The organism is Desulfatiglans parachlorophenolica (genome assembly GCF_055394735.1).
Genome location: NZ_AP042460.1, coordinates 2,946,302 through 2,965,983, shown reverse-complemented (window position 1 = coordinate 2,965,983; position 19,682 = coordinate 2,946,302). Strand labels below are relative to the sequence as shown.

General features: G+C 52.2%; 29 protein-coding genes and 3 pseudogenes. 24 read left to right on the top strand and 8 right to left on the bottom strand.

The annotated features are described in order from the left end of the window. Window positions 1-82 precede the first annotated feature (82 nt). From ACZ500_RS13970 to ACZ500_RS13960, 3 genes are all read left to right on the top strand, one after another. Window positions 83-298 (top strand): hypothetical protein, encoded by a 216-nt coding sequence (locus ACZ500_RS13970; protein WP_464227950.1) that lies wholly within the window; start codon window positions 83-85, stop codon window positions 296-298. Between the two features lie 177 nt (window positions 299-475). Further along, the gene (locus ACZ500_RS13965; RefSeq protein WP_464227949.1) at window positions 476-694 is read left to right on the top strand and encodes a type II toxin-antitoxin system prevent-host-death family antitoxin; all 219 of its coding nucleotides are present in this window, start codon (window positions 476-478) and stop codon (window positions 692-694) included. Window positions 695-822: 128 nt separating this feature from the next. Further along, the gene (locus ACZ500_RS13960; protein ID WP_464227948.1) at window positions 823-1,116 is read left to right on the top strand and encodes an OmpA family protein; all 294 of its coding nucleotides are present in this window, start codon (window positions 823-825) and stop codon (window positions 1,114-1,116) included. Between the two features lie 122 nt (window positions 1,117-1,238). Here ACZ500_RS13960 and ACZ500_RS13955 read toward each other — a convergent pair whose 3' ends face one another. From ACZ500_RS13955 to ACZ500_RS13940, 4 genes are all read right to left on the bottom strand, one after another. Further along, the gene (locus ACZ500_RS13955) at window positions 1,239-1,427 is read right to left on the bottom strand and encodes a type II toxin-antitoxin system HicA family toxin (RefSeq protein ID WP_464227947.1); all 189 of its coding nucleotides are present in this window, start codon (window positions 1,425-1,427) and stop codon (window positions 1,239-1,241) included. Next, complete coding sequence (locus ACZ500_RS13950; RefSeq protein WP_464227945.1) at window positions 1,408-1,644, bottom strand: type II toxin-antitoxin system HicB family antitoxin; 237 nt, start codon at window positions 1,642-1,644, stop codon at window positions 1,408-1,410. The genes ACZ500_RS13955 and ACZ500_RS13950 overlap by 20 nt, the downstream gene beginning before the upstream one ends. Before the next feature lie 342 nt (window positions 1,645-1,986). After that, entirely contained in the window at window positions 1,987-2,319 is a 333-nt protein-coding gene (locus ACZ500_RS13945; RefSeq protein WP_464227944.1) for an acyltransferase, read from the bottom strand. 7 nt (window positions 2,320-2,326) lie between these two features. Next, a complete protein-coding gene (locus tag ACZ500_RS13940) occupies window positions 2,327-2,716 on the bottom strand; it encodes a hypothetical protein (RefSeq protein WP_464227943.1) in 390 nt (129 codons plus the stop codon). Window positions 2,717-3,249: 533 nt separating this feature from the next. On the opposite strand from ACZ500_RS13940, the gene ACZ500_RS13935 reads away from it, so the two are divergent. The 16 genes and pseudogenes from ACZ500_RS13935 (at window position 3,250) to ACZ500_RS13860 (ending at window position 11,885) form a co-directional block, all read left to right on the top strand. Further along, complete coding sequence (locus tag ACZ500_RS13935) at window positions 3,250-3,492, top strand: ribbon-helix-helix domain-containing protein (RefSeq protein ID WP_464227942.1); 243 nt, start codon at window positions 3,250-3,252, stop codon at window positions 3,490-3,492. Beyond that, window positions 3,477-3,815, top strand: a pseudogene (locus ACZ500_RS13930) (type II toxin-antitoxin system PemK/MazF family toxin). The gene ACZ500_RS13935 and the pseudogene ACZ500_RS13930 overlap by 16 nt, the downstream one beginning before the upstream one ends. Before the next feature lie 111 nt (window positions 3,816-3,926). Further along, window positions 3,927-4,208, top strand: a complete 282-nt coding sequence (locus ACZ500_RS13925) for a hypothetical protein (protein ID WP_464233139.1) — start codon at window positions 3,927-3,929, stop codon at window positions 4,206-4,208. Window positions 4,209-4,342: 134 nt separating this feature from the next. After that, entirely contained in the window at window positions 4,343-4,576 is a 234-nt protein-coding gene (locus ACZ500_RS13920) for a DUF433 domain-containing protein (protein ID WP_464227941.1), read from the top strand. Continuing rightward, the gene (locus ACZ500_RS13915) at window positions 4,573-4,953 is read left to right on the top strand and encodes a DUF5615 family PIN-like protein (RefSeq protein WP_464227940.1); all 381 of its coding nucleotides are present in this window, start codon (window positions 4,573-4,575) and stop codon (window positions 4,951-4,953) included. The genes ACZ500_RS13920 and ACZ500_RS13915 overlap by 4 nt, the downstream gene beginning before the upstream one ends. A 98-nt stretch (window positions 4,954-5,051) precedes the next feature. Further along, window positions 5,052-5,192 (top strand): annotated as a pseudogene (locus ACZ500_RS13910) (type II toxin-antitoxin system HicB family antitoxin); the annotation flags it as partial. Then, window positions 5,185-5,502 carry a type II toxin-antitoxin system HicA family toxin gene (locus ACZ500_RS13905; protein WP_464227939.1) on the top strand — a complete coding sequence of 106 codons (318 nt, stop codon included), beginning with the start codon at window positions 5,185-5,187 and terminating at the stop codon, window positions 5,500-5,502. The pseudogene ACZ500_RS13910 and the gene ACZ500_RS13905, both read left to right, overlap by 8 nt. A 42-nt stretch (window positions 5,503-5,544) precedes the next feature. Then, complete coding sequence (zupT, locus tag ACZ500_RS13900) at window positions 5,545-6,444, top strand: zinc transporter ZupT (RefSeq protein ID WP_464227938.1); 900 nt, start codon at window positions 5,545-5,547, stop codon at window positions 6,442-6,444. 97 nt (window positions 6,445-6,541) lie between these two features. Beyond that, window positions 6,542-7,813: a phosphopyruvate hydratase gene (gene eno / locus ACZ500_RS13895; protein WP_464227937.1), complete on the top strand. Its 1,272-nt coding sequence runs from the start codon at window positions 6,542-6,544 to the stop codon at window positions 7,811-7,813. Between the two features lie 83 nt (window positions 7,814-7,896). Beyond that, window positions 7,897-8,412 (top strand): GNAT family N-acetyltransferase, encoded by a 516-nt coding sequence (locus tag ACZ500_RS13890; protein WP_464227936.1) that lies wholly within the window; start codon window positions 7,897-7,899, stop codon window positions 8,410-8,412. A gap of 142 nt (window positions 8,413-8,554) precedes the next feature. Next, window positions 8,555-10,093 carry a DUF1254 domain-containing protein gene (locus ACZ500_RS13885; RefSeq protein WP_464227935.1) on the top strand — a complete coding sequence of 513 codons (1,539 nt, stop codon included), beginning with the start codon at window positions 8,555-8,557 and terminating at the stop codon, window positions 10,091-10,093. A gap of 92 nt (window positions 10,094-10,185) precedes the next feature. Beyond that, complete coding sequence (locus tag ACZ500_RS13880) at window positions 10,186-10,350, top strand: hypothetical protein (protein ID WP_464227934.1); 165 nt, start codon at window positions 10,186-10,188, stop codon at window positions 10,348-10,350. Then, on the top strand, window positions 10,340-10,606 hold the full coding sequence (locus ACZ500_RS13875; RefSeq protein WP_464227933.1) for a type II toxin-antitoxin system RelE/ParE family toxin: 267 nt from the start codon (window positions 10,340-10,342) through the stop codon (window positions 10,604-10,606). The genes ACZ500_RS13880 and ACZ500_RS13875 overlap by 11 nt, the downstream gene beginning before the upstream one ends. 8 nt (window positions 10,607-10,614) lie before the next feature. Then, complete coding sequence (locus ACZ500_RS13870; protein WP_035253745.1) at window positions 10,615-10,953, top strand: addiction module antidote protein; 339 nt, start codon at window positions 10,615-10,617, stop codon at window positions 10,951-10,953. A 251-nt stretch (window positions 10,954-11,204) separates the two neighbouring features. Next, entirely contained in the window at window positions 11,205-11,510 is a 306-nt protein-coding gene (locus ACZ500_RS13865) for a type II toxin-antitoxin system RelE/ParE family toxin (RefSeq protein WP_464227932.1), read from the top strand. A 24-nt stretch (window positions 11,511-11,534) separates the two neighbouring features. Then, entirely contained in the window at window positions 11,535-11,885 is a 351-nt protein-coding gene (locus ACZ500_RS13860) for a HigA family addiction module antitoxin (RefSeq protein ID WP_084517056.1), read from the top strand. Here ACZ500_RS13860 and ACZ500_RS13855 read toward each other — a convergent pair. Then, a complete protein-coding gene (locus ACZ500_RS13855; RefSeq protein WP_464227931.1) occupies window positions 11,856-12,035 on the bottom strand; it encodes a hypothetical protein in 180 nt (59 codons plus the stop codon). The genes ACZ500_RS13860 and ACZ500_RS13855 overlap by 30 nt on opposite strands. A gap of 173 nt (window positions 12,036-12,208) precedes the next feature. On the opposite strand from ACZ500_RS13855, the gene ACZ500_RS13850 reads away from it, so the two are divergent. Beyond that, window positions 12,209-12,742, top strand: coding sequence for a hypothetical protein (locus ACZ500_RS13850; protein ID WP_464227930.1), 534 nt, complete (start codon window positions 12,209-12,211; stop codon window positions 12,740-12,742). Window positions 12,743-13,007: 265 nt separating this feature from the next. Here the strand turns inward: ACZ500_RS13850 and ACZ500_RS13845 are convergent. Then, window positions 13,008-13,966 (bottom strand): annotated as a pseudogene (locus ACZ500_RS13845) (integron integrase). A gap of 403 nt (window positions 13,967-14,369) precedes the next feature. On the opposite strand from ACZ500_RS13845, the gene ACZ500_RS13840 reads away from it, so the two are divergent. From ACZ500_RS13840 to ACZ500_RS13825, 4 genes are all read left to right on the top strand, one after another. Beyond that, window positions 14,370-15,245, top strand: a complete 876-nt coding sequence (locus ACZ500_RS13840) for an HNH endonuclease (protein WP_464227929.1) — start codon at window positions 14,370-14,372, stop codon at window positions 15,243-15,245. Window positions 15,246-15,274: 29 nt separating this feature from the next. Next, window positions 15,275-15,949, top strand: coding sequence for an MBL fold metallo-hydrolase (locus ACZ500_RS13835; RefSeq protein WP_464227928.1), 675 nt, complete (start codon window positions 15,275-15,277; stop codon window positions 15,947-15,949). 102 nt (window positions 15,950-16,051) lie between these two features. Then, window positions 16,052-17,218, top strand: a complete 1,167-nt coding sequence (locus ACZ500_RS13830) for an isochorismatase family protein (RefSeq protein ID WP_464227927.1) — start codon at window positions 16,052-16,054, stop codon at window positions 17,216-17,218. 10 nt (window positions 17,219-17,228) lie between these two features. Continuing rightward, complete coding sequence (locus tag ACZ500_RS13825; protein WP_464227925.1) at window positions 17,229-17,513, top strand: hypothetical protein; 285 nt, start codon at window positions 17,229-17,231, stop codon at window positions 17,511-17,513. A gap of 57 nt (window positions 17,514-17,570) precedes the next feature. Here ACZ500_RS13825 and tnpC read toward each other — a convergent pair whose 3' ends face one another. Together tnpC and ACZ500_RS13815 are read right to left on the bottom strand one after the other, a co-directional pair. Further along, window positions 17,571-19,127: an IS66 family transposase gene (gene tnpC, locus ACZ500_RS13820; RefSeq protein ID WP_464227924.1), complete on the bottom strand. Its 1,557-nt coding sequence runs from the start codon at window positions 19,125-19,127 to the stop codon at window positions 17,571-17,573. Then, window positions 19,124-19,354 carry a Druantia anti-phage system protein DruA gene (locus ACZ500_RS13815; RefSeq protein ID WP_464227923.1) on the bottom strand — a complete coding sequence of 77 codons (231 nt, stop codon included), beginning with the start codon at window positions 19,352-19,354 and terminating at the stop codon, window positions 19,124-19,126. The genes tnpC and ACZ500_RS13815 overlap by 4 nt, the downstream gene beginning before the upstream one ends. Window positions 19,355-19,682: the final 328 nt, after the last annotated feature.

Sequence of the window (19,682 nt, the reverse complement as noted above, 5' to 3'; positions counted from 1 at the left end):
TGCTTCTCGTTCCGCCTCCTATCACTTGACAAACACCATAGTTGTTGTGCAATTGTCTAAAAATCCGTTTTAAAGATTTGCTATGGATATTGTAATAGACGCATCCGCTTTGATTGCCGTTTTGGTTGATGAGCCGGAACGTGCCAAAATTATAGAAATAACCGTCGGGAAAGCATTATTTGGGCCGGGTTCAATCCCCTGGGAAATGGGTAACGCATTTTCGCCATGTTTAAGCAAAACAGATTGGCTCTCAATGAAGCTCAAAAGGGATTATCAATATTCAGGAGAATTCCATTGAGGTATGTCGAACCAGATTTTGCGAATGTTTTAAAACTATCGAAAACCATCAATATGTATGCTTACGATGCATATATCCTGGATTGCGCTATCAGATATAAATCTCCACTCCTCACTCTAGATCGTAAATTAATTTTAGCGGCTCAAAGCATTAGTGTCGCAACATTGGAGGTTTAGAATGCAAGTATATACCTATTCAGAAGCTAGACAAAAGCTTTCCTTGGTGCTGGAACAGGCCGAAACTACCGGCAAAGTATTAATTCGAAGAAAGGACGGCCGAATTTTCGCACTTGTACCGGAAAAAGTCGCCTCATCTCCACTTGATGTACCCCCTATCAAAGCAAAAATAACTACAAAAGAAATCGTGGATATCATTAGAGAAGGAAGAGAAAGGTAGAACACAATCCTTCAGCAGACCGCAGTAAGACCGTCGCCGCTAAGGCAAGTGTTATCCGCACTAATTAAGTCAAACAGATGCCCCTGATTGGTTTGCTTGGATAGCATTCTGTGCGGCGTGAACAAGAAATGAAGATCGTGACATACCGCGTTTTTGAGCTGCAGCATTTGGTAACTCTGCTTAAAGATAACCCTGACCTTATGCTCGAGGTCCAGGGCCATACCGACGACCAGGGCTCTGATGATTACAACTTGAAACTCTCGCAACGCCGGGCGGAAACGGTGGTGGCCTACCTTGCCCTGTTCGATATCGATACCAGCAGGCTCGTGCCTAAGGGTTATGGTGAATCCAAACCCGTTATGCCCAACACCACCGAAGAAGCGCGGGCCAAAAACAAGCGAGTGGGATTGGTTAAACGTTAGCCAGGTTAACCTGGGGGAAATTATAACATGGCTAATTCAGCCGACGCAAAAAGCTGCGCGGCTGATTAGCGATGTTATGGAATTGTCATGGCTTGGTCTAAGTGTGCCAGCAGAAAAGAAGATCAGAATATTGGTTGGATACCGGCCTGTTTGCAGATTTCATTTGCGGTTATTCGATCAATTTGTTTATGGCGCTTCACTGGAATAACCTTTTTGCCACTACTGTAGATGGAGTGGTTGGCTCCTTCTCTGAGAAGATGGAATCCGTTCGCTTCGAGGTGTCCCACTAAATCACGACGCTTGACCGACACTTTGAATCTCTATAGGGAGTTGTTCAATGAGTGCATTTCCGAGAGGGATCTCCTTGCCAAGCTGCTGGTATGCGAGAACCATTTCATGCAATGCATCCCGGAGCATTTCACGGCAATTTTCAAGATCATTACCTTCGGTAACGACCTCGGGCCACTCCACCAGTTGACCCATGTATCCTGAACTTATTTTAGTATATTTTGCAGTATAATTTACCATTGTAGCATATTCTCCTCTAATGCTTGGCAAACAGTTGAATTAAACAATATCTCTTTGTCGTGGGCTTGTCAATTTGCAATCGAAATCACATGAAAGATCATTTTATGATGATATATCAGTTGGTTAATTAACAATAATCCATAACCTTGCTACTTCAGCCGACCGCAAAAAGTGCGGCGACTGAGCGGCCCGTTATGGCAAGAAACGGTAGCTGTGAATCGATTTCTGAAGAGCGCAGTGCGGGAAATCCGTACGCTGCGTTCCGTGGGAGCCGGAGGCGGGTTACCGCCTCTAGCGACCCGGTGGCGAAGGCCGTGAGGCCTTCCCCTATCCGGATTGTGTCTAGTAGAGCCAGATGTGGTCGAGCTCGTCTCCGTGCCTTCCGTCGCTCTTCCGCTCCCGGATCAGGGTGGCCGGGGACCCTGCCACAACACCGTTCGGGGGAACGTCTCGGGTGACGAGGGCCCCGGCTGCCACAATGCTCTCAGTCCCCACCCGAACGCCGGGGAGAATCGTAGCGCCTGCGTAAACCTTTGCGTAGTCCTCGATCACAACCCGCGCATACGTTCGCTCCAGGTGGGATGACTCGGAGTGGCTGTGGGTAAAAATACGAACGTCCTCGGCGAGGGCCACGAAGTTCCCGAGTTCAATGCATCCCTTGGTATCCAAAAACACCCCTCTGTTAAAAAAAAACGTTGTCGCCTACCTCGAGAAACTGCCCGAAGTTGAAGCGGACGTTTTCCTCGGCAATGAACGCGACGCCGCACCGCTTGAAGAGGTGCGCTGCCAGCAGGCGCCTGAAGGGGATGGAAAACGGAACAACCAGGCTCAACGGCAGCTTGTCGAAAACATCCCACAGAAAATGGAGAAAGCGCTGCTGAGGGCTGAACGGCGTTTCGCCCCCCCTGGGATTGGGAAGGGTGTCGCTGTAAATTTTCATGTGCTCCAGCACCTGTTCTGACACGGGCGGTGCTTCGATGAGGGTGAGAATCTCTGCCACCCGGGCTGCGGTCAGCCCTTCTGAGATGAGTTGCTCGATGGCGGCGAGCTTGTGCTCAAAAACGTTTCCCATGATGGTATTCCCTGACAATCCTGAAGTTATTTTCAATCAATACGAGATTCCGTGTTACCCATATGGCCATTCTCTGAAATAAGATTATGCGAGGTCGTTTTCAAGTAGGTCGTTTCCGTGCACGGCGCCACCCGGAACTCCCCGGGAGAACATACGCTTACAGGCCGAGTTTGCCAGCGAGTTCTTTCAGAATGCGGGCCGACCGGGCGACTTGTGTCTCCTCGCCCGCAGTCATGGGAATCGCGTAGGGAGCCCCCTTGCCCCTGCCCCTTTGAAAAGGTGGCCTTTGCTTTACCCACGGATGTGTTTTTTCCCATTATCGACCTCCTTTTTTGACCATTGTGACCATTTTGAACAAAATATCAAAGGGTTTGATTGGAGCAGGCACATAACAGTGGGGCAACCGGACGCCGAGAACGATGGCGATTTTTTACAAAAGCTTAGGCGACGCTGGTTACCCGGAGCGTTAACCGCCAAAAAAGATTGGCAGATGCTTCGGGCATGATTTGTTATCATACCCGGAGGTGATAGATATGGCAGCTTCAAAGATCGCAATCACTATTGACGACCGGACACTTAAGCGACTCGATCTGCTCGTGAAATCAAAATTTTTCCCAAGCCGCAGCAATGCTATTCAGCAAGCTGTTACAGAAAAACTGAATCGGATCGACAAAAGCCGTCTGGCCCAGGAGTGCGCCAAGCTTGATCCGGAATTTGGACAATCGTTAGCTGAAGAGGGCTTCTCAATGGAACTGGAAGAATGGCCGGAATATTAAGGGGTGAAATATATTGGGCAGATTTAAACCCAGTTATTAACAGTAAACAGGGCGGCTTACGCCCTGTTCTTATTTTGAGCCACAATGTGTTTAATGAGAGGTCCGGCACGATCATTGCCGTAGCGATTACCAGTCAGCCGCAAAGGGCAGGTTACTCTTTGACTCTGGAACTGGCTGGTCCGGGTCTTCCGTAGAAATCCTGGGTAAAGATCAGTCAGATTCAAGTTTTTTCAACAAAGCGGATCGGAAAGAATATATTCAAAGCATCCGAGGAAGAGTTGGCTCTGATAATAGATGGCTTAAATGAGATAATTGGTGGTTAACCAGTCTCTGTTGCGGACTCGCTTCACTCGCCGCAAAGATCCAGCGTGGTATATGCTAACCACGTAAATATGTTTATTAGAACGACCAAACGCAAAAATCGAGACGGCTCCGTGGTCGAGTACTTTCAACTCGCGCATAACGTTCGCCACCCTGAGAAGCGGAACGCCAGAATCTGCACCGGGACTGCCGTTCGGACGGTCATGATGCGCCTTCTCGCCCTGCAGCCAGCCAGCCCGGACGGCCCCTGGCACACTCTCTTTCGGGAGTTGCTGGAACGGGCCGATTATCGTGCCCTTCTGGCCGAGATGCAGGGGGACGGATCGGCGCGGGTATCCGAACCATCCGCGGCCTACGATGTCTCCCGAATGACCCAGGGGCGGCTGTTTGATTGAGGCGGAATCGGGATGAACATGTGCGTTGATTTGGTGTATGATGGCGAAATGAAAAAAGCAATTCCGGCAGCCGCTGTTGAAGAAGGCAAATCGCGATTGACCGGCTTTCAGGAACCATGAATAGGAGGCGTACCATGATCGAGCGCATCACAGCCAACCCGAAGATACTGGGGGGAAAACCGATTATACGAGGAACGCGTATCTCGGTAGAGTTCATTCTCGATCTGCTGGCCTCCGATGTGTCGGAGGAAGACATCCTTGAAGACTATCCCCATTTGACAAGAGAGGATATTCAGGCATGCCTTCGGTATGCCGCACGTTCCTGCAAAAATGAGATCTATGTGGCGCTGGAGACGGCCGCACCATGAAACTCGACTCCATCCAAATCCTTACAGACGAAAACATCTCGCCAAAGGTGGTGAAATGCCTGCGGGACCAAGGGCTTGACGTTCTTGATGTCAAAGAGGAGCGTTGGTACGGAAAAGAAGACCAGGAGATCCTCGATATGGCGTTGAGGGGGCACCGGTTTGTCCTCACCCACGACTCTGATTTCGGAACCATGGCCATCAATGAAGGGAGACCGTTCTACGGCATCCTCTATCTGCGGCTCAACGACTTGAAACCTGAACAGGTCGCCCGTGTCTGCCGGCAGCTCTTTCGCCAGGACCTGGATATTCTTCCAGGCGCCATCCTCGTGATTGAAGAGACCCGAATACGCATCCGTCACCCTGTAGAAAACGGTTAAGCCAGACCCCGCGCCGCGTGGGCACCTCCGCATCTATGCCAATGGGAACCGATTCGTGACCTGCCGGTTCCACCGGGACGTCGATGAGCAACGGGCCGAAGGGAGATACAATAGAAGATGCTCGCAAAAATCTTCAGGAGGCACTCGAGTTATTTTTTGAAACAACCTCACCCTCAGAAATTCGTGCCCACTTTCATGAGGAAGTATATGTGACCCAAGTGGAGGTTGCCATTGGGTGAGCTTCGTATGCTTTCCGGGAAACAGGTTTGCGCTATTCTTTCGCGTCATGGATTCGAAGAAATTTGGCAACGTGGCAGTCATATCGTTATGCAGAGGCAACTTCCTGATACCACGATTACCGTGCCGGTCCCAAACCAATCAGAATTGCGTACAGGAACACTACAATCCATTATCCGTCAATCTGGCGTTCCAAGAGGTGAATTTGAATCACAATTGCCCAACAATGCTTTTACAGCGGATCGCAAAAAGCCGCGCTCGATGAAAAGCGTTGGGCGGCGATCAAGGCCGCCTCTTACACGGCTTCAATGAGTCAGTGGAATGTAAGATTAGTTCCTTAGTCACGGGTTTGTTATGAATGACGTAGTGGTTGCATTTGGCCTGACTCTGTTTGCGGGAATGGCAACCGGGGTCGGCAGTGTCATCGCGTTCACCGCCAAGAGAACAAACTACCGGTTTCTCTCGGTGGCAGCGGGATTCTCGGCTGGCGTGATGCTCTACGTTTCGTTTGTGGAGATCTTTTTCAAGGGCGCCGAATCCCTCTCGGAGCGTTTCGGGGATTACGCGGGGAGTTGGATCAATACAGCCTCCTTCTTTGGCGGGATGCTGCTGATTGGACTTATCGACAACCTGATCCCGTCCGCAGAGAACCCCCACGAAATCCACTCGGAAACGGAGACACGGCCGCTCCACGACCCGACCGCTCCGATTCCGGACTTCGATTCCGCAACAACCATGCCCTTGAGGGGGCAAGGCTTTCACGATCACGGCGCTGATCACCGTAAGCTTATGCGGATGGGGCTGTTCACCGCGCTGGCAATAGGAATTCACAACTTCCCGGAAGGATTGGCCACTTTCCTGGCGGCCCTGGAGGACCCGAGCCTGGGCGTGGCTATCGGCGTGGCGATCGCGCTTCACAACATCCCCGAAGGGATCAGCGTATCCGTCCCCATCTTCTACGCCACAGCGAGCCGTAAGAAAGCCTTTTTTTACTCTGTGCTCAGCGGCCTGGCGGAACCGATCGGGGCCGGCTTGGGATACCTTGCGATCCGGTTCTTCTTTGGAGGCAGCACCGGGGTGATTCCATCGGAGATCATGGGCGTCCTTTTCGCGGGTGTGGCGGGCATCATGGTGTACATCAGCCTGGACGAATTACTTCCAACAAGCAGGGCTTACGGAAGAGGTCATGACAGTCTTTACGGACTAACGGCCGGCATGCTGGTGATGGCGTTGAGCCTGTTGTTGATGCAGTGATGAAGAGAGAATCGTCAACCAGGGCAAGCACGTGACGGCGCGGGGTGCGCCACCCGTGATGCCCTCCATGAGGCACCTACCCGGAAAGGAGAATGCAATGGCCACCATCTCCAAAATACGAGCAATGGAAATCCTTGATTCCCGAGGGAATCCGACCGTACGTGTGTTCGTCGAGCTCAATGACGACACGTGTTCCTCCGCATCTGTCCCTTCTGGCGCCAGCACGGGCGAAAATGAGGCCCTCGAATTACGTGACGGTGACAGCTCACGATATGCAGGCAAAGGGGTTCTCAAGGCGGTGTCCAATGTCAACGAAGTCATCGCCCCATCCTTGATTGGACTGGAAGCATCCGGGCAAGCCCTTATCGACGGACGAATGATCGAGATCGATGGAACGGAAGATAAATCGAAGCTGGGGGCCAATGCCATCCTTGGCGTCTCCATGGCTGTCGCTCGTTCGGCGGCTCAGTCCGCACATATCCCCCTCTACCAATACCTTGGCGGCGTCGGAGCGAGACGATTGCCGGTCCCGTGTATGAACATCGTCAATGGCGGCCAACATGCAGACAACAGCGTGGACTTCCAGGAGTTCATGGCCGTTCCGATTGGCGCCCCTACGTTTCGCGAAGGGCTGCGTTACGTTGCCGAGACATTTCATGTACTCAAGGGTATTTTGAAAGACCGGAGATTATCGACGGGTGTGGGCGACGAGGGAGGCTTCGCACCGAACTTCTCAAGCAATGAAGACGCAATAGAAACAATCGTGCTGGCGATTGAAAAGGCCGGTTATAAGCCGGGTGAGCATATTGCAATCGCCATGGATAGCGCAGCGACGTCATTTGGACTGGACAAGGATGGAGAATACGACCTGAATCGCTCACGGGCCGGAAAAATGAGCAGTGATGAACTTATTGCACTGGCCGGCGAGTGGATTGACAAATACCCGATTGTGCTCTGGGAGGATCCTTTGGCAGAAAATGATTGGGAAGGGTTCAAGCGTTTTACAGCCCGACATGGCAAGGGAATCGAAGTTGTCGGAGATGACATCTTTGTCACCAATACGCGGTATATCGCAAGGGGAATCAAAGAGGGCACAGCGAATTCTGCCCTTATCAAACTCAATCAGATCGGAACCGTATCCGAAACGATCGAGGCCGTTCGAATGTGCCGCGATTCAGGTTGGCGCTATTTCCTCTCGCATCGTTCCGGCGAGACTGAAGACGCCTTCCTGGCCGATTTCGCCGTCGCTATGGACGGGGGGCACCTGAAGACCGGATCGGCTAGCCGAAGCGAACGTATTGCCAAGTACAATCGTCTGCTGGAAATTGAGGAAGAGCTTGGGAAAAGCGCTCTATATTATTGGAAATAGCGGACGCTTCGCGCGCATGACAGAACCTTTGCAGCGGAGCGCAAAAAGCCGCGCCGCTGCGAAGCGAACATTGGGCAGATAAAATGTATTCAATAAAAACTGAAAGACTCCTTCTCTCAAATTTAAAAGACTTTGAGAAATCCCCATTAAAAAGCATGCTCAGCGATCCCTCTGTAATGAGGCATTTATTTGCTGGCAGGCCCATGTCATCAGAAGAAGCAGATGTTTTGATCGATCAATATTTCATGAAACAAAACGACAATACTGGATTGGGGTCTGTTTTCGATTTGGCCGAGAAGAAGTTTATCGGATTTGCCGGCATTACACCATGTGAGTACGTCGATACTGGAAAAGAATTCGAATTCGGCTTTGCATTCCAGGACATCTCATGGGGGAAAGACTATGCGACAGAAATTGGGAGAGCGCAAATAGACTACGCCTTTAAAAACCTGGACATTGACCGTTTATTCGCTTTGGCCCATCCAAACAACGTCGCATCGAACAAGGTATTGTTGAAGCTGGGCATGAAAATACTCAAGAATATTGAAATAAAAGAACGGGGCGAAAGAATGGTATACACCATTGAGCGGTGTGCCTGACAAGCTGCTGCACCGGACGGTCATTCCGTGCTTCTTTTTTTCGAGCAATTGGTTTTGGTAGATCGGTTAGACAGGCTTTTGTACAACGCAGATCGTCGTAGCAGCGCAACAGCCAAATCACAATCGATAGGAGGATCATGAAATGAGCACTCGGAGGCCGGACCGTAGTATTCTATGGCCGAAAGGCGCTCTTCGGGCCATGGGCATAGCATTGGCGTCTGCGTCAGTCGCGATTGGGGTTGTGGCGATTGTGTTGGCGGATAGCGCTTCCGCAGCGAAAAGAGTGCCGCCGTGGCAGGTCCGGGAGATTGCCGAGAAAGCTTACTACTATGGCCTGCAGCAGGTGATCTACTATGGCCAGCGCTGGACCATTACCCAAAACGATGACCCAGGAAACAGTGCATACTCGGGAATCAATCGGTTTTTTTGGGTGCGCAAGAAGATCACACCGGACTTTTATGTGGTAACGCCCCAATCCACCACGCTCTATGGCTCCGGTTTCATCGATCTGCGGGAGGAACCGGTTGTGATCGAGATGGCCGAGATCACCGATCGTTACTTCAGCCTGCAGATCATGGATCAATACGGCATCTTCCACACCGTTGTGGGGAGCCCCTTCAACGGCACCCGGAGCCGGAAGTATCTTTTCGTGCCGCCCGGATATGACGGCAAGCTGCCGGGAATTTTTCCCGCCACCGATATCATCTTCTGGCCCAGCGAAACCGCCTATGTGATCGTGCGAATTGCGGTGGAGAGCGGGACCGACGAAGAAATCGAGCAGATCAATGAATATCAGGACCAGATCACGGCGACGCTCCTGAGCGACTGGACGGCCAACGACAACACCGGCGTACCGCAAACCGAACGCGAGATTGTCCAGGGCGACTTTGCGGTGTACCCGCGCATGCCGGAAATCGCCATCGGTCAGGTCGACGAACAGACCGCAGAGGACTTTTATACGATCCTGAACATGGTCATGAACGACCCAAGCATGACCATTATGCCAGATTCCCTTGCGGAGATGCAGATGCTCGAACGACTCAAGTCGATAGGGATCGGTCGAGGTCTCGCTTTTGATTGGGATTCGCTCCGCCGCAACACCAAGGCGGCTATGGAGGCCGGATTCCAGGCTGGGTTCGACGGCGTTCGCAAGGCGCTCACGACAGGCCTGGTCGATATGAACGGCTGGCAGGTGGCCCGGGCGGAGGGTGACTTTGCAACCAACTGGATCGATCGTGCGGTGATAGCCGATGCCGGATGGGGCGCTTGTGACAAGGCCATTTCCCATCTCGGGGCGTTCCGGTTCACCGACGCAGACGGCGAGCCGTTGAACGGCTCCAACACCTATACGATCACCTTTGACATGAGCAACTTGCCACCGGTCACCGAATTCTGGTCGATTCCCATCTACAACGCGCAGGGCTATTTTGTGGCCAACGAGATTGACCGGTACGAGATCAACAGCTATATGTTGGAGCATGGCGATCTGGTGGTGGAGGACGGCAAACTGGTGATCTATGTGCAGCACAGCAAGCCCGAAGATCTGAACCAAGCCAAAAACTGGCTGCCCGCACCGGAAGGCGACTTCCGTTTCACAGCCAGGTTCTACGGACCCTATCAGGCGGTGGTGGATGGCAGCTACGAAATGCCTGTTCCTGTGAAGACGGGGCCGGCCAAATAGAACTTGCTAAGGGTGTAGCCTATTGGCTACAATGGCCGTTATGATCGAAATCCGCAAAACCGAGGCCTTTGCTAAGTGGTTTCCATCCGGAAATGGTCTTTTTTGCCAATCTCGGCGTCAATCTGCACGTTTGCTTGTGCGGCGACCCACAGGTCGCCTCCGCGCAAACGCTTGATTTCCTTGATATTGGCAAAAAATCCTCATTTCCGGATTGGAAACCGGGTTGTACCGGGGAATCATTCCCGGATGGATACTAAGTGCCTCGATGGCTTGCGTGACCTCCGGGGCCGGGCTCGCATTCAGGTGCGGATCGAGCGTCTGGCGACTGGGAATCCGGGGGACGTGAGGCCGGTTGGCGAAGGAGTCTCAGAGCTGCGGATCGATTATGGACCCGGGTACCGTGTGTACTATACGCACAGGGGTCAAGCATTGGTCATCTTGCTTGCTGGCGGAGACAAGCGCACCCAAGCCGGCGACATCGAGACTGCCTTGCGACTCGCTCGCAATCTATAGGAGCTATTATGCCAAAGACAAAGACCACACGCTACGATGTTGCCGAGCACCTCCGTACACCTGAGGAAACGGCAGCATACCTGGAAGCTTGTTTTGAGGAGGCCAACGGAGATGCTGCTTTCATCGCCAAGGCTTTGGGGGATATCGCCCGCGCCAAAGGCATGTCTCAGGTAGCGAAGGATGCTGGCCTATCTCGTGAAAGCCTGTACAAGGCTCTTTCCGGGGAACGGACCCCGACCTTTGACACGATCCTCAAAGTGATAGGAGCGCTAGGATTGAGAATTCATGCTGAACCTGTTGCTGCAGATTCAAAGGCCGAACGCCTGCATCAACCTCAAGCGGATTGAAGCCGGCGGTTTTGCCAATCGTGGTTGCTGCACAGGTTATGCAATTCATTCGGCATAGCATGACAAAAAGCTAGGCCATGAAGAAGAAAATTGAGATCCGAGCACTCAATGACGACGAAACTCTTGCAGTAATGAATATGGAAAAATTCGATTTGCTGACATCCAGCTCCGCCGGCGCCCTTTCGAGGCCGCCTCCGCCTCAGCGAGCGAAGGTGCGCGTCCCGTCGGCGGCGCCGGCGCCGATTTAGAGGATGCGGTCTTCTCCGGAATACATTTCGAGGCCGATCGCAGCGGAGGAGATTTTCAACGGCCGGTCAACCAAAGCTGCGAGGAAAATTTGTCCGCAAAGCCTCTGGGCGATCGCGTTTAGAAAGCTTGATAGGCTTGATTCTGTCCTGACTCTTGATGAATTGCGTGTTCCGCCCGGAAATCGATTGGAGGCGCTGTCGGGTGACAGAAACGGACAATACAGCATCCGCATAAACGATCCATATCGTATTTGTTTCACTTGGACCGAAACCGGGCCCATGGATGTTGAAATAGCGGATTATCACTAATAAATACAACCATGAGGAGCTGCAATGATACGGATACCTACTCATAGGGCACCAACCCATCCTGGCGAAATGCTGTTGGAAGAGTTTTTGAAGCCTATGGGCATAACTCAGCGAGATTTAGCCAATGCGATAAAAGTACCTTATCAACGCATCAATGAAATTATCAACGGGCGGCGTGGAATTACTCCAAGTACGGCCTTAAGGCTTGCAAAGGTTTTTGGTGTGTCAGAAGACTTCTGGATGAATGTTCAGCTGAGATGGGATCTTTATTTCGCTAAGAAATCTGAGTTCGACGCCCTGGAGAATATTAAGCCGTTGCCCCTTGGCGGTCTTAAAGCAAATAGCTCAAGCGCCGAACATGGCGTTGGAAACTGACCGGTGCTGCTTTGCTGCTAGGCCCCGGCAGGCCAACTTGACGTTCGGCGGCCGCGCCCTCTTGAAGACCTCCCGCTCCAGCCCGCCTTCCTCCCGGACATACCCGCAGGTTCCTTCGGTGACGTCCAGCTCCGCCGGCGCCATCTCCATTGACGTATCGCCGCTGTCTGCGTGCCGATGGGGTGCGTTTACGGGATCGCGAACTTTCTGTCCGGAAAATACTGGCTGCCGGGCTGCAGTTTTGCGGAGCTGCGGCCGCAGGTCGCTCTGCCCATGTTCATCGGGGTCCTCTGGCCGGCTTCGCCACGGGGGCGTCGGGCGACATGCTCGGCTACGCCTTCGCGGGCAAGGGCCCGCTCTTCGCCCTGCACTGGAGCTTCGCCAACGGACTGATGGGGCTTATCCCCGGACTGGCCGGCCGGTTCGGCGCGAGGCCGGTCGATTCCATCTTGTCCTTCGTCAAGTTGCTGCTCCTCCTCCTGCTGGCTTCGGCCCTGCCCTTCGCCCTGTCCACGGGGGTCGAGGTCGGACTCGGACGCGTCGCGTTCCATAACGCGCTCTTCAGCCTCTTCCTGCCGATCTTCATCACCGACACGCTCTGGGCCTTCATGCTGGTGCCGCCCCTGATGCAGCTCTTCGGCCTCCTGATCGCCCGCGTCGAGATACGCACGATCCAGGCCGTTTACTACCTTCTGATCGTCATGAGCGCCGTGAGGGTCTTTTCCGGGCTCCCGGGCTTCGTCAGCCTCCTGAAGGGGGTTCTCTCCCACTACGAAAAGGGCGACGCCTATCCCCCTGCGATTTACGCCCTGGACCGGAACATCGACAAGAACGGGAACGGCCGCCCAAGCGTCTGATGCATACACCTTTCCCTTGCCCACAGCCTGTGTCAATTCAAGCATATGCCCTTACAGCGTATGTAAGACGTCCAAAATGCCCTTCAAGCTTAAATCGCTCTTTCTGTTCAATATATAAACGAAATTAGATTGACATTCGGTATGACTTTTACGATGATTTGCCCGATCGGTAGTCAAGCCGCAACTATGCGCAGAAAAAGGTGCGCTGAAACATGAGGGAACATCATTCTCGACGGTAGTGGAAATTCCCCACACTCACCGTGTTTCAATCCAACGGGCTTTTGACCGCTTTCCCTCCTTTGCCGACTAAATGCGTATAGATCATCGTTGTGCTGACATCTTTGTGACCCAGCAGTTCCTGGACCGTTCGAATATCGTAGCCATTTTCGAGCAGGTGGGTGGCGGAACTGTGCCTGAACGTATGGCAGCTTCCGTGTTTAACGATACCGGCCTCCCGGATCGCCGTTTTGACAGCGCGCTGCAGGACAGATTCATGCAGATGATGGCGTGTGACAGCGGATGTGCTGGGGTCTCTGCACAGTTTGGAGGCTGGAAACACATACTGTGCCAGCCCCACTCGCGCGGGGCGTTGAGGTATTTCCTGGCCAGTGCGAAGGGGAGATTGACCCTTCCAAAACCGTTATCGAGGTCAGGCCCGTGGATGAGCCGCACCTTTTCGAGGTGCCGCTGAAGGGGCTCCCCAACCGGCTCCGGGAGCATGGTGACCCGGTCCTTCTGCCCCTTACCGTCCCGGACGGTGATCTGGCCATAGGTGAAGTCGACGTCTTTGACCCTAAGTCGGAGGCATTCCATCAACCGCAACCCAGACCCATAGAGAAGGGCCGCCATGATCCAAAGGACTCCGTCGAGGCGGTCGAGAATGGCCCTAACCTCGTCCCGTGTGAAGACGACCGGAAGCCGGCGGGGTCTTTTGGCCCGTTCGATGTCCTCGATCCAGCCGAGGTCTTTCTTGAGCACGTTGCGGTAAAGGAACAGGATGGCGCAGAGCGCCTGATTCTGGGTGGAGGCCGCCACCCTTTTTTCCACAGCCAGATAGCTCAGGAAAGCACTGACCTGGGCTTCTCCCATTTCCAGTGGGTGCTTCCGGTTGTGGAAGAAAATGAAGCACTTGATCCAATGGACGTAAGTCTGTTCGGTGCGATAGCTCATGTGCCGGATACGAAGCGCAGCCCAGACCTGGTCGAGAAGTTTCGGCTTTTCCATGGCATTTCTCCTGGGATGTCTACCCGCGGGTTCCGACAAGGGCCTTTCAGTAGGGCGGTCTTAGATGGCGGCGGACGCCCGGCACCCTTCGTACGTACCCGAGTGGATCAACTTGGCGGCGGGGCGGACGGGGGGCACTTGAAAAGGCGGAACGATCGGGAAATGGCGATCCGAGGTGGGGGCAATGCTCTGAATCTTGCCGCACTCAAAAAACTTACAGTTATTTATACAGCTATCACTTGTGAATATCAAGATCCGATTGCGTCAAATTTGAAGCCTAGATCCCCTTAGGATCGGTTTATACGACACATCAGCCACCTAAATCCAATAGGCAGCCAAATCGAGGTTTTTCGCGGCTTCAATTGAGACGTCAAATATAAAGTTGGGCTACTGGAGATAGATTATGGAATTTATCAAACATCGAAAAAGGATTAAAAACTATATCCGAAAATTTATCGATTTAATTGAAGAAAATGAAAATTATAGCAGCAAGGGCTATACTATAGGTCAGATACCAGACTACCGAGGTGTAAATGGCAATGGTGTATTACGCCATAACATATTCTTTGGTTTTATTGAAAATGATCAAAGAAAAAATTTACTCGAAATCAACATCCCATACGAATATGACGGAAATATTAATGCCATCAGGGGCAGAATCGCAAAAGACAGCAATGGCCATTATATATTACGTTCCACAATCATAATGACGACATCAGGAAGGATAAATATAAGTGAGCAAATCGAAGAAAGTTTAAGAAATAGAATTGTTTATATAGACGATAAGCCTTGGATTCTCATTTGTAATATTGATCAATTTGATATTGAACATATTTGCGTTGTTCTCGATGTAATAAAAGATTGCCGGGAAGAAATATTTTTTTCAAATGTGCCTGGAGAGATATCAAATCAAACCAATGTAACAGAGGGTGCAAAGCAAACCGTAGTTGTTAACAAATATGAAAGAAACTCAGAAGCAAGAAAACAATGCATTCAGCATTGGGGGGTTACTTGCCAAGTTTGCGGTTTTAGGTTTGAAGATTTTTATGCTGACCATGGAGCTGAATATATCCACGTACATTATTTAAAACCTCTATCAGAGATAGGAGAGCAATACGAGTTAAATCCGATTAATGACTTGAGGCCTATTTGTCCCAACTGCCATGCAATGATTCATCGTTCTACTCAAGCACTTACGATTGATGATTTGAAAACAAAATTAAAAGTCAAACAAAGCCCAACCAAAAAATTCAGTGGACGCAAAAAGCCGCGCTGGTGATTTTAACCGTTAGAAATCAGAGGAAGAAAATGGATATACAAATCATAAAAGTTGGTGTCGATAATTGCTATATCATCAAACATGAAAGTACGATTTTAGTAGATGGTGGAATGCCAGGAGAATTCAATAAATTTTCCAAAAGATTGAAGGATATAGGTATTAATCCAAGGGAAATAAAAGCTATAGTCATTACCCATTGCCATTGGGATCACATAGGTTGCACAAAAAAGATAAAAGATATGACAGGTGCAAAAGTTATAGTTCAAAAATACGAGAAAAACATTTTGGTAAAAGGGGAAACGGCTATGCCACCAGGTGTAACACGATGGGGGAAAATTTTCGGCGCTTTCCTAAATAGTTGGAGCAAGAAGTTTTCAATAGAGTCAAGTGAAGTTGACATTGTTATTGGAGAAGAAGATTACTCACTTGATGAATTTGGCATAAAGGGAAAGATTGTATTTACTCCGGGTCATTCTCGCGGCTCCATTTCTGTTGTGCTGGACTCCGGGGATGCTTTTGTTGGAGACATGGCCATGAATGGTCTCCCGCTAACAATAGGTCCAAACCTTCCAATATTTGCTGAAGATATGTCTGCCTTAAAGAACAGTTGGAGGAAGCTGATTGATAATGGAGTAAAGAAAATCTATCCTGCTCATGGGAAACCATTCCCCGTTGAAAAATTGATGAAAAAAGTAGTTTTATAGAAGACTTCTAACAAGACTATTTCAGCCGACGCAAAAAGCCGCGCGGCTGAATAGCAGCGTTGGGCATCAAGTCTGGGGAGGAAATGAAAGGATGGATGCGGAATGCAGGCGTGGGAAGGGCCGCATTCTTATGGTCGCGGAGATCGCGGTTACCCGCTTGTTTCTCGCTTCTTGCGCGATGGTAACGCCTCGGTAGGCCGCCCTCCGTGTGAGTTAGGCCAAAGGAAAAAAATGTATATGAACTTCTTTACTACAGATGCTCGCAAAGCCGCGTTTGTCGTCATAGATATGCAGAACTTCTCTTGTGTGCCCGTGGACGGAAAACGCATGCCGGGAATCGCCGCGGTCATTGAACGAATCAATCGCCTCGCTGATATCTGCCGGGAAGGCGGTGTCCCTGTCATCTGGGTCCGGCAGAATATTACCTCTATCGGTGATACAGATGACGGAGGATTCTATCGCCTGTTCCATGACGAGGAGCGAACCCGGGGCGTGATGAATCGTGGTAAGGGAACTGAAATCTATCGCGAAATGGACGTCGATGGCTCCCGCGACTACATCGTTTTCAAGAACCGCTACAGCGCCTTTCTCTCGAAGCCGCCCGAACTGCAGGACAAGCTCAAGGCGCTCGGCCGGACGCAGCTCCTGATAGCCGGCATCGCCGCGAACGTGTGCGTCGAGTCAACGATCCGGGACGCGATGCAGCTCGACTACGAAGTTATTTTGGTTTCGGACGGCACAACGGCGCCGGACGACGGGGCGTTGAAGAATACCCTGACGAACACTCGCCTGTTTTTCGGCGACGTTCGGACCACAGATGAAATCGCGGCGAGTCTTATGAAGAACTCAAGCAAAGTAGTTGAAACCATGAAAAAAATCGGGATCTCGACGACGGCGGACATCGAGGCTTTCTTTCAAGCCTATAACGAGCGCGACTACGACGCGCTTTTCGAAAAGTACATGGCGGAGGATTGCCTTTGGCACGCATCGGAAAGAGCTCTCAAAGGCAAACGGGAAATCCTGGATTACTGGACGAAAAGCCATTCGGCCTTTAAGGAGATCCTGGGCCGACCCGAAAACGTGGTCTTCGGAGACGGCCGGGTTTATCTGCAGGTGAAAATCCGACTCGACTTCGTTGAGGATGGCTCGTTCTACGGCCGATACTACAAGAAGGGCGATGTCTGCCATTTTGGGTGCGCCGACTACTACGAATTCGACGCCGTGGACAAAATCAGGCTCGGGCTCGTTTATCTCAAATGCTTCAACTGAGAACCGGTCCATGTCATTGGAAGAAACCATCGCCAGGCGGGTCTTAGGCCTCTCCTATGAGAGCCTCGACGCCGATCTGCTCCACATCCTCAAGCGGAACATCATGGATTCGTACGCTGGAATCTGCGGATCGCTCAAAGATAAGGAGCTTCTGAGCAACTTCGACCGGCTGGTGGCGGGACCGGCCTCAGGCTCCGACCTCGACGTTTGGGGCATTAACAGGCGGGGGAGCTTTCGTGTCCTTTCGGCGGGCGTGCAGAGGTCAATAAATTTTCAGCATGTAAAATTTTTTTAGCGTGCGAGGATGAAGCTGAGGCCGGGAGACCCCAAGGGGCCCCGGGCCGGGATAGGGTTAGCGGTTTTGATCCTGGTAATGCCACGGCATGAAGGTGTGCGGGGAGGACTGCAGGGCTTTGGTACTCTTCAGGAGCCATGTGAGGTAGTCGAGCGGGTTGACGCCTGAAAGTTGACAGGTGTGGATGAGGCTCATGAAGAGATCGCCGACATAAGCGCCGCGTTGCGTCTTGTAGAAGAGGGAGTTTTTCCGGTGTAGGATGGCGAACTTCAGGGCCCTTTCGCAGATATTGTTGTCCAGCGGGGCTCCAGGCACCCTGAGAAAACAGGTCAGTTCCTTCCAGTGTTTGAGGAGGTAGGTGATCGCCTTCCCCAAGCCGGAGTTGGGCTCCACGGTCTTCTCCGCAAATTGCTGATGGCACCACGCCTCGAGAGCTGTCATGACGGGCTCAGTGTTGAGCCGATGGTAAGCCAGTCGATCCTCCGGAGACATTTTTTCGGTTCTGGCGATCGCTTCATGCATATAGACCGTTGCCAGCTCGTTGATCACATGAGCGCAGTCGTCCGGGAATCGCTCGACCAGCTCCACGAACTTCCTGCGGGCATGGGCGAGGCAGTTGGCCAGGATCGTCTGAAAGTCCTTGGATACGTTCCGGCTCAGGGCATCGCACATCTGAATCGGTGGGGGGAGCCCCGTTGCCCGGCGTTTCAACAGGTCGTGCAGGTTTTCCCCGGCATGCTGCCTGCCGGTCATGAACATGGCGACCTGATGGCCCTCGGATTCGGTGACCATCCCTGTGGTGAAGATCCCTTTGCGTTTGCTGTCCGGATCCTGCTCTTTGAGGAAAGCGAGCACCTTCGCGGAGGTGTCATCATTGTGGAGTAGCGTGCCCTGCGCGGCGAATGAGACCATGGCATCCATGACCGGGGCCAGAGCTACGGCTGCGGTATCGAGGATATCCCACTGGGTGGAGGCGGGCAGAGGTTGGCCCAGATTCCTTTGAAGGGTCTCGATCCGGTTGAAGGGCATGCCGCAGCCATACTTCAGTATCGCCAGCATGGGCGTAGCGGAATCGTCGTATTTTTGCTCGGAGATCCCTTCGGGCAGCTCAGGGGTGAAGATATCTCCGCACAGATTGCAGCGTAAGCGGATTCGTTCATAAACGGTGGCTTTGAGAGGGGCTGTTCCAACGATATGAACAAAGACCGACGGCATGGCCAGTTCGTATAGTTTACCCTTCTCACAGCTTGGGCAGGGGTCCCCCGAGTTCAGAGCGGGGTGTGCGATGCGCACCCTGGCAGCGCCGGTGTACTGGCCTGCGCCGTTTTTCCCGTGCCCCCAGGGGTTTGGTTTGTCGCCTTTTTTCCGGACCGGTTCGGTTTTATCCTCGAGGATGTTTCGGGCTGTCTCGGTCGGGGCCCCCAGCAGGTACTTGCACAGCCGGGCGATGGAGGTTTCTTTCTCGGCAAGGACCTCCCGCAGGCGCGCCACTGTCTCGGCAAGCCCCAGGAGCACGTCATAGTCCGAGTCGGTCAGGTTCCGCTCTTTGATACGGTCCTGGAGCGCTTCGAACTCGCCGGCGGATATCTTCAGCTTTTTGGGTGATTTTTTCATCGGCACAAGACCTCCCTGAACCGGCGCTTGAGCGGATAGAGCCAGATCGTCTTGACCGGTTTGTCACAGGCCTTTTTCCGGTCCCACTTGCCTCGCCCCTGCGTCTGCCCCACGCAGACCCAGTTGGCGGCCTTGTACGAGGCGCCGGTGAAACGCTGCTTTTCGACGAAGGTCTCGAGCAGGGAAGGCCGGTAACGGTAGCGCCCTTCCCAACAATCGGGGAGCATCCGCGCCGTGCGTGCAAGGATCTGCGAGGCAAGATTGAAAGATTTTACCCAGGGCAGGATGGGCGAAGGATGCCCATAAAGTTGATTTCGTTGAAGTCCACTATATCTTTCACCCCTATTTTGGGCAAAGGCTGAAGGTCAAGCGTATCTTTAAGGAGGAGCTTATTGTGGTTTCTCCTGAGGGCAGGAGACTTAGAGGAATACCCTTATGGATGACAGACAAGGAGGCCTGTAAACAGATCAAGATATCCCCCCGACCCTACTGTAGTTGTGACGCCCTAAGGAACTTAAGGGAACTGCTAAGCCATATAGGCGAAGAGTCGTAACC

Excerpts from the sequence above, each read along its gene's own strand:
- ACZ500_RS13970 (WP_464227950.1), top strand. The coding sequence starts at position 83 with ATGGATATTGTAATAGACGCATCCGCTTTGATTGCCGTTTTGGTTGAT.
- ACZ500_RS13935 (WP_464227942.1), top strand. The coding sequence starts at position 3,250 with ATGGCAGCTTCAAAGATCGCAATCACTATTGACGACCGGACACTTAAG.
- ACZ500_RS13965 (WP_464227949.1), top strand. The coding sequence starts at position 476 with ATGCAAGTATATACCTATTCAGAAGCTAGACAAAAGCTTTCCTTGGTG.
- ACZ500_RS13875 (WP_464227933.1), top strand. The coding sequence starts at position 10,340 with ATGGATACTAAGTGCCTCGATGGCTTGCGTGACCTCCGGGGCCGGGCT.
- eno (WP_464227937.1), top strand. The coding sequence starts at position 6,542 with ATGGCCACCATCTCCAAAATACGAGCAATGGAAATCCTTGATTCCCGA.
- ACZ500_RS13880 (WP_464227934.1), top strand. The coding sequence starts at position 10,186 with ATGGTCTTTTTTGCCAATCTCGGCGTCAATCTGCACGTTTGCTTGTGC.
- ACZ500_RS13940 (WP_464227943.1), bottom strand. The coding sequence starts at position 2,716 with ATGGGAAACGTTTTTGAGCACAAGCTCGCCGCCATCGAGCAACTCATC.
- ACZ500_RS13950 (WP_464227945.1), bottom strand. The coding sequence starts at position 1,644 with ATGGTAAATTATACTGCAAAATATACTAAAATAAGTTCAGGATACATG.
- ACZ500_RS13915 (WP_464227940.1), top strand. The coding sequence starts at position 4,573 with ATGAAACTCGACTCCATCCAAATCCTTACAGACGAAAACATCTCGCCA.
- ACZ500_RS13890 (WP_464227936.1), top strand. The coding sequence starts at position 7,897 with ATGTATTCAATAAAAACTGAAAGACTCCTTCTCTCAAATTTAAAAGAC.
- ACZ500_RS13855 (WP_464227931.1), bottom strand. The coding sequence starts at position 12,035 with ATGGAGATGGCGCCGGCGGAGCTGGACGTCACCGAAGGAACCTGCGGG.
- ACZ500_RS13960 (WP_464227948.1), top strand. The coding sequence starts at position 823 with ATGAAGATCGTGACATACCGCGTTTTTGAGCTGCAGCATTTGGTAACT.
- ACZ500_RS13860 (WP_084517056.1), top strand. The coding sequence starts at position 11,535 with ATGATACGGATACCTACTCATAGGGCACCAACCCATCCTGGCGAAATG.
- ACZ500_RS13920 (WP_464227941.1), top strand. The coding sequence starts at position 4,343 with ATGATCGAGCGCATCACAGCCAACCCGAAGATACTGGGGGGAAAACCG.
- ACZ500_RS13825 (WP_464227925.1), top strand. The coding sequence starts at position 17,229 with ATGTCATTGGAAGAAACCATCGCCAGGCGGGTCTTAGGCCTCTCCTAT.
- ACZ500_RS13865 (WP_464227932.1), top strand. The coding sequence starts at position 11,205 with ATGCGGTCTTCTCCGGAATACATTTCGAGGCCGATCGCAGCGGAGGAG.
- ACZ500_RS13840 (WP_464227929.1), top strand. The coding sequence starts at position 14,370 with ATGGAATTTATCAAACATCGAAAAAGGATTAAAAACTATATCCGAAAA.
- zupT (WP_464227938.1), top strand. The coding sequence starts at position 5,545 with ATGAATGACGTAGTGGTTGCATTTGGCCTGACTCTGTTTGCGGGAATG.
- ACZ500_RS13870 (WP_035253745.1), top strand. The coding sequence starts at position 10,615 with ATGCCAAAGACAAAGACCACACGCTACGATGTTGCCGAGCACCTCCGT.
- tnpC (WP_464227924.1), bottom strand. The coding sequence starts at position 19,127 with ATGAAAAAATCACCCAAAAAGCTGAAGATATCCGCCGGCGAGTTCGAA.
- ACZ500_RS13850 (WP_464227930.1), top strand. The coding sequence starts at position 12,209 with ATGCTCGGCTACGCCTTCGCGGGCAAGGGCCCGCTCTTCGCCCTGCAC.
- ACZ500_RS13830 (WP_464227927.1), top strand. The coding sequence starts at position 16,052 with ATGCAGGCGTGGGAAGGGCCGCATTCTTATGGTCGCGGAGATCGCGGT.
- ACZ500_RS13835 (WP_464227928.1), top strand. The coding sequence starts at position 15,275 with ATGGATATACAAATCATAAAAGTTGGTGTCGATAATTGCTATATCATC.
- ACZ500_RS13885 (WP_464227935.1), top strand. The coding sequence starts at position 8,555 with ATGAGCACTCGGAGGCCGGACCGTAGTATTCTATGGCCGAAAGGCGCT.
- ACZ500_RS13815 (WP_464227923.1), bottom strand. The coding sequence starts at position 19,354 with ATGCTCCCCGATTGTTGGGAAGGGCGCTACCGTTACCGGCCTTCCCTG.